Here is a 14,453-nt window from a genome sequence, read left to right as displayed (position 1 = left end):
TAACTTGATAAAGTTTGTTCAGAACAGTTGGTTAAGGATTAGTCAGGTTTGATAGAGTTCACTTTGTTTTGAAAAAGCAACTGTAGTCCCTAAATCAAGCATTTGTAGCTTGAAGATATAATTTCAATATACTCTAAGTACTATGTGGGTCGTCTCAAACTAACTTATTACAACAACAGGGAAAATAAGTTGACTCCTTAGCATTCTTTATCAAAATACCATAAACTTAAATTAAAATTCATTATGAAAAAAAATTGTTTCCTAATTGTTCTTTTATTGAGTCTGTCCTATGGATACCTATCGGCTCAAAGTTTTGGCGACCATGTCTGGAAAGAGGAAATGGCACCTGTGCCAGAAATTCCAAGCGAATATGCAGATGCAGATGCTGTTATTATCAATAATGAAACGTATAGTCGTGGGACATTCTCTGGAACGTTTCCATACATAGAGCAGTTAGCGACCTATCGAACACAAATGCATGTTAAAATACAAAAAGAAGATGCTTTAGAAAATTATGATCGACTAATTATACAACGGTTCAAAGGGCGTATTGCAGACTATGTACAATACAAAACCGTTGATGTCCGTATTCGCAAAGCGAATGGAGAAGTTAAAAATTACAATGTTCGCGATTTACCTTTTGCAAAATTGACAGAAGAAGACAACTTGTATGCAAGTAAAGATGATTTGTTTATTTACGAATTGGAGGACTTAGAAGTAGGAGATGAGTTAGAAACAATTACGATTATTGAGTCTAAGTTTTTGGATCAAGGTCGTACGGTGAACTTGTACAGCCAGTATCCAACATTAAGAGCTTCTTTTGGTATTTCGGTGCCACTTAAAGTAAAAATTGATGGTCGTATTTATAATAATATGCCCAAACCAGATACTCGTACAACGTCAACCAACAAAATTTTGAGTTGGGAGATGAAAAACCTAAAAGGAGTACCAGAGGCTAATTCGCAAGGAACAATTTATCAGAATGACTTGGAGTACTTTATCTATGAATTGAACTTTGATGCTTTCCGCCAAGATCAACTGTCTTTTCAAGTTAAAAACTATGCCGATCAAATTTTGCAATACTCAGAAGATTTCTTAAAAGTACGTGTTCGTAAGAAAAAGAAATTAGAAGAGTTTTATGAGCAAATGTTTGCAGAAGGTGCCAAAACGTTTGGCAAAAAACAAGAAGATTTACAAGCCATTGAAAAGGTATATTTATTAAATGAGTATGTGGCTAAAAAAATGCAAATTATCAATGAAGAATTGGAGGATTTTGAAAAAAGTGAGGGGATTGATTATTTCTTGTTGAATGGCAAAACAGATAGAAGAAACTTAGTGCGTATTTATAGAGATTTCTTTGAGCGTTTTAATATTCCTTATTATGTGGCAATTGCCAAAAGTCGTTTTAGTGGACCAATTGATTTGGGCTTTGTTTCTAATACTCAAATTGGAGATTATTTCTTTGTATTCAAAAACGGTGACGGCTTTTTGTCTATCAACGGCATGGGTGGTTTGAATGAATTGCCATGGAATTTCTACGATACCAAATGTTATATGAGAGATATTACGGATAGAAATGCTAAACTTCAAGAAATTAACTTTGGCAATGGACCGTTAATGGATGCCGAAAATAATAAACGTTTGATTCGTGCTCAAGTACAAGTCAATCTTAAAAATAATAGCATTACTCAAAAAGTTTCTAGTTCGTATTCTGGATTGTATGCAAGAGGTGCAAGAGGTGGAATTATGAATGGACACAAAGCAGATACTTTAGATAAAACGCTACAAGAATCTTACGATTATAGCTTCCGTGCTTATGATAAGATTAAAACAAAAGTGTCTAATGCAAAGGTTGAAAAAATGGAAACATCGCCTTTGGCAAATTTTGCATTCAAATATGGTTATGATGTCAAAATTGACAATTTATTAAAGGAAGAAAAAGGAACGTTTAAGGTCAATGCAGATGAATTTTTAGGGCATTCTATTCGAAATGTCGTGAACGCTGAAAAACGTACTTTAGATTATCATGTTCCTTATTTGGGAACAGATAAGGAGGAGTACTACTTGGTTTTTGATGAAGAAGTAGAGTTAGAAAATATTAGTGATCTAGAGAAAAAAGTGGACAATGAATATGCTTCTTATGAAATGAAGGTAACTCAAATGAAGCCAAATATGATTCGCATCCAATCTACTTATCAAGTGAAAAAACTATTTATTCCTAAAGATGAGGTGATGAAGCTGGATGAAGTTAACCAAGCGTATAAGGATGTTAGAAACGCTAAATTTTCGTTTAAAACCAAACGAGCATAAAACAAAACAATACCCGTAACAACCAGTATACCGTGTTGCATAATGAATCCTCTTTCTAGTTGCTAGGAAGAGGATTTTTTTGATGGTTGGAGTATTAGAAACTGGTTGTTCTAATCATTTGTCTAGATTTTTGTTGGATGCTGTAAATAGTTTATTTTTATAAAAAAAAATTATGAATCGCAGAGACTTTATTAAATTTTCCTCCTCTTTGTTGGGAGCTACTTATTTATCCCATCCTTTTAATGTGTTGGCTATTTCTAACCCTACTTTAACCAAAGAAGATTTTGGAGAAAACTTTAAGTGGGGTGTGGCGACTGCCGCTTATCAAATCGAAGGGGCGTGGAACGAAGATGGAAAAGGACCGTCTGTTTGGGATCATATGACACATCAAAAGCCGAAGAAAGTTAAAAATAGAGAGAATGGAGATGTTGCTTGCGATTTTTATCATCGTTATTACGATGATCTTTTGCTCGTTAAGGAGATGAATTTTGATGTTTTTAGATTTTCAATTGCTTGGACTCGTATTTTCCCAGAAGGAACAGGAAAACCAAATCCCAAAGGAGTAGATTTTTATCACCGAGTCATTGATCGTTGTTTGGAATTGGGCATCGAACCATGGATAACGATCTATCATTGGGATTTGCCTCAAGCACTAGAGGATAAGGGCGGCTGGGCAAATCGTTCTATTGTGGGGTGGTTCAAAGAGTATACGAATTTTATTACCAAAGAATATGGAAGTAAGGTTAAAAATTGGATGGTATTGAACGAACCCATGGCTTTTACGGCGGTAGGCTATTTTGCAGGAGTACACGCACCAGGCTATATTGCTCCCAAAAAGTTTTTACGAGCAGCACACTATACAACCATGGTGCAAGCCGAAGGAGGTCGAATTATACGGCAAAATGTTCCCAATGCGAACGTTGGAACCACACTTTCTTGTTCGCCTGTACGCCCTAAGGGGAATAAAAAAGCACATGCTAAAGCAGCACATCGAGCTAATATCTTACTCAATCGACTTTTTATAGAGCCTCTTTTAGGAATGGGTTATCCTACAGAGGGGTTTCAATTTATGAAAGGGATTGAAAAATATGTTGAGGCTGGAGATATGGATGTAGTTGCCTTTGATTTTGATTTTATTGGTTTGCAAAATTATACACAAACTGTTGTGAAAAAATACATCTTGCCTTATGTTTGGCTTTTGGAGGAAAAAGCTAAGCATAGAGGCGTAGCGCCTAGCCAAATTACTGAAATGGGTTGGGAAGTTTATCCACAAGGTATTTATCAAATACTCAAACAGTTTGCGGCTTATAAAAACTTACCACCAATTATTATTACTGAAAATGGTGCTGCTTTTAAAGATGTTAAAGAAAACAACCGCATACACGATGTGCAACGCGTGAAATTTTATCAAAACTATTTAAAAAATGTGTATCAAGCCCAACAAGAAGGTATTGATATTAGAGGCTATTTTGCATGGAGTTTTATGGATAATTTTGAATGGGCAGAAGGGTACGATCCTCGTTTTGGATTGGTACACGTAGATTATAAGACTCAAGAACGAACTATTAAAGACTCTGGGCTTTGGTTTCAAGAATTTTTAAAATAAAAAAAAGCCTCACTAGGAAGGAGTGAGACTTTCTTTGCGAAAAAGCTAAAACGAATGATCGTTAAAAATAATAATTAGCAGCGTAGCTAACTACTATAAAAATGTATGCTCTCTTTATTATCGAGCAATTTGTATTTTTTGAGTAGTAATATTTTGTTGGGTTTGAACTTGGAGAACATAGACCCCTGTAGCTAAGTTTTGAATGTTTATAGTTGTATGCAAGTCTTGTAAGGACATTGATTTAATTTCTTGCCCATTCAAATTATACAATCGAACCCATTGAATTTCATGGTTAGATTGAATGTTGAGATTTGTTTTCGCAGGGTTAGGAAAAACATTGACATAAGAATTTAGAGGCAATTGGGGAGTAGAAGAAATAATGCTAACCAAAACATCTGTAGGAGGTGTACTAGCTAACCGTTCTGTTTCTATATTGGTAATTATTCTGACATCAGAAATGGACAAATCTAATCGCTGGTTGTTTGCTTTTTTTAGGATATCATCTTTGATGGTCAGATTTAAAGTGCCAATTTGTCCCATTCCATCTCTGTTGGTGTGGTCGATACGCACAACAGCCACCTCTATTTTTCCTTGATAATAAAAATCTTTTTGAACAGAAATCATGTCCGTATTGTGAGTGCCTAGCCACGATGTATTAAAGTCGACAAAAACAGAGTTGGTATCTGTCATTGTTTCATCGTAATTAATAGTGAAAGCAACACCATAAATACTATCGGCTGGTACAGTGGTATCGCCTAGGATAATTGGAATTTGCAGCATTTGTCCTGGCAAGCCCGTGGTAGGTTCGGCATAAAAAGGAATCGCATTTAGAGGAGCAACAGGATTGTTTTTGAGGTGTATTTGTCCCCAATTTAATAAAATGGCTGTTGTATCATCGGCATTAACAATGCCATCTCCATTGGTGTCAGAATGTTTGTAGTTAATTCCAGTAATAGGGGTACTATTAAGAAAGTTTAGAGCAGGCTCACAATCATAATCTATTCCTGCATTGGGGCGGGCAGCACCAGTTTCGCCATATCCCAAACCAATCGGTAGCAAATCAAAGTTGTTGACGATGTTATTGGTATCCGTATCGCCTGCCCAAACACAAGACGTTGTTGTTATATCTACCCAAATAGAATCCGACTGAAGACCTCCATTCATTTCAAAGTGTACCCAAAAGCTTTCTTGTACTTCGTAGCTAGAACCAGCTTGATATAGCAAGCGATCTTGGTTAGGGTGAATGCTTAAGCTGCCATAAGTGGTGGTGGTAGGAGAGGTAATGGCTGTAATTGGAAATCCGTTGTTATTGTGACAATTTCCTCCAATTTCAAAAATAGAGTCAGGGGCAACAATGCCAAGAACAGAGTCAGGGACACAATGATTTAGCAACACAATAGCAAATCCAAAGAGTTGTTGCCCTGCAACAGGAGTTGGAAAACAGGCATTGTCTACTATTTCTACCATAAAGTTTTGTGGAGTGGGGCTTGAAGTTGGCCAAACAAAGTTGGCTGTAACAGGATTTACTCCAGTACTAGTAAATGTTCCTCCAATGGAGCTGATATTGCTATAAAAGGTAAGGGTATCGTTGACATCAGCAGTGTCGATGGTCGTGATATCAAAACTTAATTGACTAGGATTGGTAACGTAAAAAATATTATCATCTAAATAACCACCTTGTACATTAGAAATACTATAGTTAGGGGCACTATTAGAACAATTAAACGCTACGATGGAAACGTCTTTGTTGGAAGTAGAGATTAACGTTCCATTACGATATTCGTTAATTTGAATACCTACGATATAGCCTCCTATTGTATTGGCTGTAAATGTAAATGTTCCTGTGCTACTGTCAAAACTAAAAGGAGAGCTATTGCCTAGTGGTGTGTTAACACTATATCCTGTAACATAGGGCTCAGGAGAACCATTGCTTCCTAATGGATTGGTTAGTGAAAAGGTCAAAGAATCTCCATCCAAGTCATAAGCTTGAAGGCTATGCGTGTGGACTTGTCCAATGCATACATGGATATAGGCTGGTGTTGTTACCAAGGCAGCATTATTACAAGTGGTGCTATTGTCTAAGCTTACTTCTGTATGAATTGTCGTGTTCGAATTGGCTAAGTTAACGATACTAGCCGGGCGACAACAGTTGGTATAGGATAAGATCCAATCGGTACAACTCGAAAGACTGACCGTATCTGAATAAATAACGTGGTAAGTCCCATAGTTGCCAGACAAACAAGGGCTTGTTCCGTTGGGGCAAACTGGCGAAATGTCTGTTAGTGAAATTTGAGGTAAGTTGAATGTTAAATTCCCAATGCAAGAAGAACTAGCTGCAATCGATACAGAAGTAGGAGGGGCAATTGCTGCACAATCTTGAAAAGTTTCTAATTGAACAACATATTGATTGTTGTTGATACAGCGATAGGTGATTTCGCCAGCATAGAAGTGGCTTGCATGAGCGTGACTACTTAATAAAAATAGTAGTATAGAGATAAATGAGTGTATGTTGTAACGTTTCATAAAATGTTTATTTAAAGTTGGAGGATTAAGCGTCTGCGTTAGAATTATTACTCCGTTGAAATAAACTAATGGAAGATGCTTTTTATGTTTTTACTTTAGGAGTTTTTGTTACTTGCTTTGCTTGTAATCTCATGAGCATAGCGAATAATAATCAACAGAGTATTAAAAATCTAAATACATAGGGAAGCGATAACCCAACCCTATTTTTTCATTGTTACAAACATACTTCATCTATATTTATAAAAAAAGTACTTTTTTGAACTAAAATAACATGAAAAATAGTTTTAATTGTTATTTTTATATTGATAATCAGGTTTTTATTTTGTTGTAATTTTTATAAAATAACTATTTTGTTTTGAATAATAGCAAATTATTAGAAGTTTTAAGAAATTTATCTACCCGAGCACAACATCGATTTAGTGAATATGTACACGCCCCTTTTTTTAATAAGCATAAGCCTACCATTTTGTTGTTAGATTTTTTGATGCAGTATGCTCCTGTATTTGATTTGAGTTCGGTTGGCAAAGAGCAGGTATTTTATGCGATATATCCCCACAAAAAGTTTAGTGATACCCAATTCAATTATATTGTTTCTAAATTGTTAGAGTTACTGAGTGGTTTTTTAGCTTATCAAGAATATGAAACACAGGCATTTCAACAAAAATCCAATGCGTTGAAGGCGGTACATGAATTGGGAGTGCCCAAACAAGCTGCAAGCCATAGCAGGCAACATCAGTTGTTGCAAAAGCAATATCCCTTTCAAACGGTTGATTTTTATTATCAAAAATATCATTATCACACTTTACTCAATCAAATTCACTTAGATAAGAAGCAGCGGTTGTACGATGTACATTTGCAAGAACAAAACAATCAACTAGATTATTTTTACATCGCTCAAAAATTAAAAATAGCTTGTGATATGCTGAGTCGGAATATTGTAATTCAGGCAAATTATGAAGCGCATTATATCAAAGATTTGTTGTCTTGGTTGGAAGCAGCGGATTTTGATAAAAAGCAACATCCTTTAATTCATGTGTATTATCAAGTGTTAAAAACGCTTCAGAACAGTGATGATAAGGCTTACCAACAGTTAAAAGTGTTGATAGAGGACTACGGCAAGCTTTTTTTGCGAGAAGAGTTGATTTTACTTTACGATTATGCAGAGAATTTTTGTATTCGGAAAATTAACAATGGTATTACGAGCTATTACAAGGAGTTTTTGACGATTTATAAACAAAAGTTAGAAAAGCACTTATTGTTAGAAGATGGTTATTTGCCAGAAAGTGATTACAAGAATATTGTAACAGCAGGGGTAAGAACGAAAGATTATCAGTGGACAGAAACTTTTATTCACAAAAACAAAAAGAAACTTCGACCAGAAGTTCAAGAAAATGCCTTTAACTACAATTTGGCTGTTTTTTATTATGCAACTCAACAATACTCAAAAGCTTTAAAGTTGTTGATGACGATCTTATTTACAGATATATCTTATGGTGTTGGAGCCAAAACAATACAACTACAAATTTATTATGAATTGCAAGAAATGGAACCTTTGATTAATTTGGTCGATACATTCCGATTGTATGTCATGCGTCACAAAACCCAATCCGACTACCGAAAAAAAGCCAACCTAAATATGTTAAGAATTGTCAAAAAAGTGGCAAAATTAAAAGAAAAGTCAACTTTTATGGCAGAGAAGCAGTTTGAAAAAGAACGAACAAAATTGCAGCTGTTGTATGCAGAGTTGAGTCCTTTGTCTAATTCTGATTGGATCAGAGAAATCATTGAGGAGTTGGCTCAAAACGCTTCTAAATATTAGAAATATGAAATATGTATTTAATCTGTCTCTACTTTTTTACTTGTTGAGTTATTTATTACCTTTTGTAGACCGACTATCAGGGTATGAGGTAGAGTTTGAGATGTGGCACTCTATTTTTGCAGATAACATTCCAGATACCGATTTGGCTACGATATGGAGTATTAGATGGATGGTAACTACTTTTTTGTTGGTTTTGTATTGGTCGCGAGTACCAGAAATACATCGTTGGTTGAGCCTTTATACAGACAAAAGTTTGTTAAACAGGGGCTTGGTACTTGTCTTGACTTTTTTAGTGACTTACCCCTTTTTATTTGAGCAAATGAATTGGCAGTGGGGAAGTATAGCTTGGGCGAGTTTAGCTATTGTTACAGGAATAATTTATCTAATAACAGAGTATCCTCCTGCGCCAACCCAAACATTTCATAGTTTAGAACAGCATTTGGTAGAGTTAGAAGAGGATTAATGTTCTTATAAATGAAGCACAGCAACGCTATCATTAACACGTTGAATGTTTTCTGGAACATAGATAACATAGCTTATTTGTTCTTCAATTTCTTCTCCTTTGATTGTAATAATATTTTTGTTTTTCTTAGAACTTAAAGTTAATGTTTGTGTGTTGTCATCATACGATTTCTCTAAGTCATAACGTCCTCCTTTGGCTATAAATTCTAGTAAACGAGTATTGGGTGAGGAAACGTTAATCAACATTTCAATTACTATACGAGAGCCCTTAATTGTTTTAACTAAGATTTCACTATCGTCTACATCCATGGTTATGTTGGTCGCATTCATCGATGAAAATGTTTGATTGAATTTGAAATTGGCTTGTCCATAACTGTAGTTTAGACTAAGCGCAATAAAAAGAATTAGGGAACAAAGTTTCATTGTCATAGTATTCGTATTTTATTGATTAGTCCGATTAAAACAAGGAGTAGCAGCCAAGCTAAGTAATGGACTATTATTATTGCAATTGAGTGTGATTGGGCAGTGTAATCTGCTTTTGGGAATCTATAATTCTAGAATGATGCCAAAAAAATATTAGAGAAGCTATTTAAACTTAAAATTGCGCTTAATGGTAGTTTTTGGTGTTTCAACTTAGGCTAATTTTAAGAACACGCTTTGTTTTTATGTATTTGATTAGTAATTGTTTAGGTTGTTTTTGAGCCTTGATAAGCAAGCTGTGAACGGCTTGTTCAATAAAAAGTTCAATAAAATGCTTAATTTTGCATTAACAAAAGGAATAGATAACATTTCTGAATTTAATTAGCAGAAACATGAGATTTAGACGACTGACAAATGAAGAATTGGAAACATTGGAAGAAGATTTCGTCCAGTTTTTAGCTTCCAATCAAATTACAGCCAAAGAGTGGGTTAGCCTAAAAGAGAATCATCCAGCCAAAGTAGAGGAGTTAATCACTTTGTTTAGCGATATTGTATTAGAAAAGGTGTTTTCTAAAATTGATTGCTTGCAACATAGAACCAAAGATACCATTCGAGTGTTCTATTGCCAAGAAGATAAAATTACAATGACAGGCTTACAAATTAACGATCCTACCAAAGATTTGACCAATCCAGAGGATTTGAACGTTTTGGCAAATCCCAATAATCTAAATGGAAGTGTAAAAGTCTTTCAAATGGATAAGGCTTATGCTCAGGATCGCGCTGACGAAGTATTCAGTATGTTGTACAAAGATGGTTGCCAACCTGCAAGTAAATCTATGTTTGATGCATTGGTAAAAATGTATGAAACAACCACCTAATCGTGTCAACGATATTCTTGTCCCTTTTATTTTATCATTCATATACCCCAAAATGAAATAAACCAAGACCTTTAATACCTCCTTATGCAAAATTTTGAACAATTAAAAGACCTGTTATCAAGCCCCAAACGTATTGTAATTACTTCCCATGCTAATCCAGATGGTGATGCCTTGGGGTCGTCTTTGGGCTTGTATCATTATCTAAAAAAACAAGGTCACAGAATCACTGTCATTATGCCAACCGAAATGCCACAATTTCTAAATTGGATGAAGGATTTTGACAATGTGTTGGTTTATGAAAATACACGTACGTTTTCTACCCAAATACTAAAAGAAGCAGAATTGATTTTTGCATTAGATTATAATGGTTTGGGAAGAATAGAAGGCATGGGGTCGTTGGTTGGTAATAGCAAAGCCTACAAAGCTATGATTGACCACCATATAGATCCAGAAGATTTTTGTCATGCTATGTTGTCCGATGTTACAGCAAGCTCAACTTGTCAGTTGATTTACGAATTTATCGAAATGATGGGAGATTTGGATCAATTGGATGCGGATATTTTAAATGCTTTGTATGTTGGTATTTTGACGGATACAGGAGGGTTTCGCTATGCAACTTCTGCGAGGTTGTTTCGGATTGTTGCCAATATGTTAGAAAAAGGGGTTGATAATAATAAATTGACAGACTTAGTGTTCAATTCGTATACTGTTAAGAGTTTTAATTTATTGGCCTATTGTATTTCTGAGTGTTTAGAAATTATGGACGAATACAATACTGGAATTATAACCCTTTCTCATGCCGATCATAGAAAATACAACATTCAACGCGGCGATTTAGAAGGCGTGGTCAATTTTATTCTAAAAATAAGAAAGATGCGTTGTGCAGCTCTGATTACAGAACGCCGTGACATTGTCAAACTGTCTTTACGCTCTAAAGGCGACTTTTCTGTTCAAAAAATTTGTTCGGAACATTTTAATGGTGGGGGACACAAAAATGCCTCAGGAGGTGCCAGCAAAAAATCTTTCCAAGAAGTAATTGAGCAGTTCAAACATGTTATTCAAAATGAATACAAAGAGGAATTAACCAAAGAACTGGTGGTAGAATTATAAAGCTTCGAAAACTAAAACCTATGTTCTCTCTTTTTAGAAAAAATAAAAAAATACAGCATCCCTTGTTTGGTGAGTTGGTTTATAGAGCCAATCGGGCGACGAACAAAACCGTACTTCCTGGCTTTTGGCAAGGGCGTTTGCAATTGATGGGAGATAGCCCAACTACGCTAATTATATGGGGCGACAAGAACGAGGCACCACATCCTAAACAAACAACACTTTTTAATCAAATTGTAGGTAATGTAGAGGCGTATGTGCTTGAATCGAAAAAAGGCATCGCTGCTCAACTACAAGAAGAACAACCACAGACTTCCAAAGCGATGCTTGCTTTAGAGCAACTCTACATCCAAGCTTATCCGATGACCGATCGGTTGAAACAAGACTTGACCACAAATTTGGAAGGGGTTGCTTGGGGCTTTCAATTTTCCATTGATTTTAAGGGAACAGAAACTTCTATGACAGGCTATTCTGCTTATGTCGATTTGGAGTTGCATCCTACTTTTCCATTTACTTGCTGTTGATGAGTGGATATATAGTTTTTATGAAGTAATGAAGAACCTAAAAGCTCCATTTTGAAATTTCAAAATGGAGCTTTTAGGTAATCTACCTAGGTAGAAAGTTGGAAGTATGGTTAGTTACATAGCCCCCTGCACCTTGATTTTAGTACTAGTATCAACGCCTTCTAAGATTTCAATATTAATTCCATCCGACAGACCGACTTGAATGTATTTCTTTTCAAATTCTTGATCGCCCACTTCTGTTTCTACATAAACTCGACCATCGTCCTCAAACATCAAATCACGCTCTAGAATGGCCATGACATTGGTTCGTTTGTCTAAGATAATATCGGCACTAGCACTGTAACCAGCGCGAAGGAAAATACCTTCTTTTTGAATGACATCGGCAATGATTTCAAATTTTACAGAACCAGATTCTTCTACTCCTTTAGGAGAAATATAATCCAAGACCGCTTCAAATTTCTCTTTTTCAATTGCTCCAACGGTTAATTCCAAGCGCATTCCTTTTTTGAGTTGTCCTACATCCGACTCATCTATATTCCCTTCAAAAACTAAATCTTGCATATTGGCAACCTCAGCGATTTCTGTACCATCGTTGAACGTATTTCGTTCGATAACAGCATCCCCAACTTCAACACTAACATCCAAAACCATCCCATCAACCGTAGCACGAACCATATTGGCAATTTGTCCAGACTTACTAGCGACCCCTTTTTGTAACAATTGAACATTACTAATAGCCGATTCTAGTTCTTGCGTAAGCACTTCTACATTTGATTTTAACTCAATAACCGAGCTATTGGCACCAATTTTTGTGTTTTCTAAGGTTGTCTGCGCAACATCCAAAGCCGTTTTAAATTGTAGATATTCTAATTCAGGAACAACGCCTTCTTCAAACAGTTTTCGATATTTTTCCTCCTGAATTTTAGCATTCTCAAACTGTGTTGTTGCTTGTTGAATATCGTATTTTTTAGCACTAATATTTTTTTGTTGTTGGTAACGACGTTTCGCTTCTTCCAAACGAATGCGAGCCAGTTCTACATTAGCTTTAGCATTGTTAAGTGCGGTAGGGCTAGGCACCAATTGCAAGCGAGCAATAGGATCTCCTTTTTTGACAATGTCACCTCCTTTTACAAAAATCTCGTCTACAATACCAGAGACTTGTGAGGTAATCATAATCTCTATTCTTGGTTTTACAGTACCTGTCGCAACTGACTTTAAAGTGATAGAAGTTTGATAAGGAGTTGTGATTTCATGAACCGTACTTCCTGATCCAGAACCATTATAAAAGTAGGAAACCAGCCAAATTGTTAGAAATAAAAATAAGGTTAGTACAACTCCAAGTATGATGTTTTTCATTTTAAACTATATGTGTGAACAAACTAGTAGGTTAGTAAATAGTATGGAATATTATAAATAATAAATCACTCCGAACGTAAAGCTTCCACAGGGTTGATTCTAGCCGCATGCAGCGAGGGCAGCAACCCAGCCAACAAGCCAGATAAAACTAGAACAACTAAAGAGCCAATACTGACACCTAAATTAACTTCAGGATTCATGAACATTTGCCCTGACATATCCATTGCAGAAATAGAGTAATTGATAAAAGAAATAATGCCCGTTCCCAAAAGTAATCCAATATACCCTGATAGGGTCGTAATAAACACAGATTCCAACAGAATTAAGCTAATAATAGACCAAGGAGTTGCTCCAATAGCTTTGCGGACACCAATTTCTCTAGTTCGGTCTTTGACCGTAATCAGCATGACGTTGCTAACACTAACAACACCAGCCATTAGCGTACCAATTCCTACAATCCACAAAAACCAACGAACGCCACTGAATAATCCTGTAATTTTTCGATACTCTTTCTCCAAATTAAAACAACCAATAGCTTGCTGATCTTCTGGAGAAATTCTATGCCTTGCTTTTAAAAATTGAATGATATTATCTTCTACATCACTGATTTTGGTTTCACCAGTAATCGTGCATACAAACCAAGAAATATCTTTTCCATTGCCAAACAAGCGTAAAGAGGTGCTCAATGGAATAAAAATTGTTTCCTCAGCTTCTTGCAATCGCCTTGATTCTCCCTCAAATTTGACAACGCCAATGACCTGAAATGGAATTCCTTTGACAATCATGTATTTGCCAATTGGGTTCTCATTGCCAAAAACTTCTTCTTGCACGGTTCGACCAATCACAGCTACTTTTCGTGCTTCTTTTTCGTCTTTTGGGTTCAAAACACGCCCTTGAGTAGGAAGCAACGATTCTACTTTAAAGATACCTTCCCATTCCCCTCGAACATCAAAATTATTAGATTGCGTTTTGTAGGAAGCGACAATATTACGAGTAACATGGCGAGGTGCTAAAATGTCAATATAAGGCGCATGCTCTTTCAAGGCATTGATGTCTTCTATATTAAACGATTCCCAGCGACCAACAGGCATGCCTTTGTAAGCAAGACTTGTCTCTTGGGGCCAGATGTACAAACTATTGGTAGAACGCCCTCCAAACTCATTCAAAATACCTTTTTCGAGGCCATCTCCCATACCTAGCATAAAAATAAGCATAAAAATGCCCCAAAACACGCCAGCTGCTGTTAAACCAGTGCGTAGTTTGTTTTGTCGGATGGTTCCGAATATTTCTTGCCATTTATCTCTATCAAACACTTTGATGTAATTTTTATTATGGTAGCCTTTTAAACAGCAGGGTATTATTGTATTAGGAGATAGCTGTTTTTCTAGGAAAAACTAAATTTTAAACAATATTTAAGCCAAGTTGGGTATAAATGAATTGAAGCTACA

General features: G+C 35.8%; 11 protein-coding genes. 7 read left to right on the top strand and 4 right to left on the bottom strand.

Going from position 1 to position 14,453, the window contains the following annotated elements; all coding sequences use genetic code 11:
• Positions 1 to 243: 243 nt before the first annotated feature.
• Positions 244 to 2,310, top strand: coding sequence for a DUF3857 domain-containing protein (locus CG11_RS17910; RefSeq protein ID WP_052598207.1), 2,067 nt, complete (start codon positions 244 to 246; stop codon positions 2,308 to 2,310).
• Between the two features lie 172 nt (positions 2,311 to 2,482).
• Entirely contained in the window at positions 2,483 to 3,916 is a 1,434-nt protein-coding gene (locus CG11_RS17905) for a GH1 family beta-glucosidase (protein WP_081909593.1), read from the top strand.
• Between the two features lie 117 nt (positions 3,917 to 4,033).
• Here CG11_RS17905 and CG11_RS17900 read toward each other — a convergent pair whose 3' ends face one another.
• Positions 4,034 to 6,439, bottom strand: coding sequence for a T9SS type A sorting domain-containing protein (locus CG11_RS17900; protein WP_052598206.1), 2,406 nt, complete (start codon positions 6,437 to 6,439; stop codon positions 4,034 to 4,036).
• Between the two features lie 355 nt (positions 6,440 to 6,794).
• Between CG11_RS17900 and CG11_RS17895 the strand changes: the two genes are divergently transcribed.
• Together CG11_RS17895 and CG11_RS17890 are read left to right on the top strand one after the other, a co-directional pair.
• Positions 6,795 to 8,258 (top strand): hypothetical protein, encoded by a 1,464-nt coding sequence (locus CG11_RS17895; protein ID WP_052598205.1) that lies wholly within the window; start codon positions 6,795 to 6,797, stop codon positions 8,256 to 8,258.
• Positions 8,259 to 8,262: 4 nt separating this feature from the next.
• The gene (locus CG11_RS17890; RefSeq protein WP_052598204.1) at positions 8,263 to 8,721 is read left to right on the top strand and encodes a hypothetical protein; all 459 of its coding nucleotides are present in this window, start codon (positions 8,263 to 8,265) and stop codon (positions 8,719 to 8,721) included.
• Between the two features lie 5 nt (positions 8,722 to 8,726).
• Here CG11_RS17890 and CG11_RS17885 read toward each other — a convergent pair whose 3' ends face one another.
• Positions 8,727 to 9,149 carry a hypothetical protein gene (locus CG11_RS17885; RefSeq protein WP_052598203.1) on the bottom strand — a complete coding sequence of 141 codons (423 nt, stop codon included), beginning with the start codon at positions 9,147 to 9,149 and terminating at the stop codon, positions 8,727 to 8,729.
• A gap of 383 nt (positions 9,150 to 9,532) precedes the next feature.
• Here CG11_RS17885 and CG11_RS17880 point away from each other — a divergent pair, with 383 nt between their 5' ends.
• From CG11_RS17880 to CG11_RS17870, 3 genes are all read left to right on the top strand, one after another.
• Positions 9,533 to 10,018 (top strand): DUF6495 family protein, encoded by a 486-nt coding sequence (locus CG11_RS17880; protein WP_052598202.1) that lies wholly within the window; start codon positions 9,533 to 9,535, stop codon positions 10,016 to 10,018.
• A gap of 84 nt (positions 10,019 to 10,102) precedes the next feature.
• The gene (locus CG11_RS17875; protein ID WP_052598201.1) at positions 10,103 to 11,128 is read left to right on the top strand and encodes a bifunctional oligoribonuclease/PAP phosphatase NrnA; all 1,026 of its coding nucleotides are present in this window, start codon (positions 10,103 to 10,105) and stop codon (positions 11,126 to 11,128) included.
• Positions 11,129 to 11,148: 20 nt separating this feature from the next.
• The gene (locus CG11_RS17870; RefSeq protein WP_052598200.1) at positions 11,149 to 11,649 is read left to right on the top strand and encodes a hypothetical protein; all 501 of its coding nucleotides are present in this window, start codon (positions 11,149 to 11,151) and stop codon (positions 11,647 to 11,649) included.
• A gap of 114 nt (positions 11,650 to 11,763) precedes the next feature.
• On the opposite strand, the gene CG11_RS17865 is transcribed toward CG11_RS17870, so the two are convergent.
• Both CG11_RS17865 and CG11_RS17860 read right to left on the bottom strand, forming a co-directional pair.
• Entirely contained in the window at positions 11,764 to 13,005 is a 1,242-nt protein-coding gene (locus CG11_RS17865; RefSeq protein WP_052598199.1) for an HlyD family secretion protein, read from the bottom strand.
• Positions 13,006 to 13,070: 65 nt separating this feature from the next.
• Positions 13,071 to 14,318 (bottom strand): ABC transporter permease, encoded by a 1,248-nt coding sequence (locus CG11_RS17860; protein ID WP_052598198.1) that lies wholly within the window; start codon positions 14,316 to 14,318, stop codon positions 13,071 to 13,073.
• Positions 14,319 to 14,453: the final 135 nt, after the last annotated feature.

Origin of the sequence: Aureispira sp. CCB-QB1, assembly GCF_000724545.1 — a bacterium.
Classification (GTDB): domain Bacteria; phylum Bacteroidota; class Bacteroidia; order Chitinophagales; family Saprospiraceae; genus Aureispira.
Note: the sequence above shows the minus strand (reverse complement) of the source record. Positions and strands in the feature narration are given on the sequence as shown.

Excerpts from the sequence above, each read along its gene's own strand:
- CG11_RS17910 (WP_052598207.1), top strand. The coding sequence starts at position 244 with ATGAAAAAAAATTGTTTCCTAATTGTTCTTTTATTGAGTCTGTCCTAT.
- CG11_RS17905 (WP_081909593.1), top strand. The coding sequence starts at position 2,483 with ATGAATCGCAGAGACTTTATTAAATTTTCCTCCTCTTTGTTGGGAGCT.
- CG11_RS17900 (WP_052598206.1), bottom strand. The coding sequence starts at position 6,439 with ATGAAACGTTACAACATACACTCATTTATCTCTATACTACTATTTTTA.
- CG11_RS17890 (WP_052598204.1), top strand. The coding sequence starts at position 8,263 with ATGAAATATGTATTTAATCTGTCTCTACTTTTTTACTTGTTGAGTTAT.
- CG11_RS17885 (WP_052598203.1), bottom strand. The coding sequence starts at position 9,149 with ATGACAATGAAACTTTGTTCCCTAATTCTTTTTATTGCGCTTAGTCTA.
- CG11_RS17880 (WP_052598202.1), top strand. The coding sequence starts at position 9,533 with ATGAGATTTAGACGACTGACAAATGAAGAATTGGAAACATTGGAAGAA.
- CG11_RS17875 (WP_052598201.1), top strand. The coding sequence starts at position 10,103 with ATGCAAAATTTTGAACAATTAAAAGACCTGTTATCAAGCCCCAAACGT.
- CG11_RS17870 (WP_052598200.1), top strand. The coding sequence starts at position 11,149 with ATGTTCTCTCTTTTTAGAAAAAATAAAAAAATACAGCATCCCTTGTTT.
- CG11_RS17865 (WP_052598199.1), bottom strand. The coding sequence starts at position 13,005 with ATGAAAAACATCATACTTGGAGTTGTACTAACCTTATTTTTATTTCTA.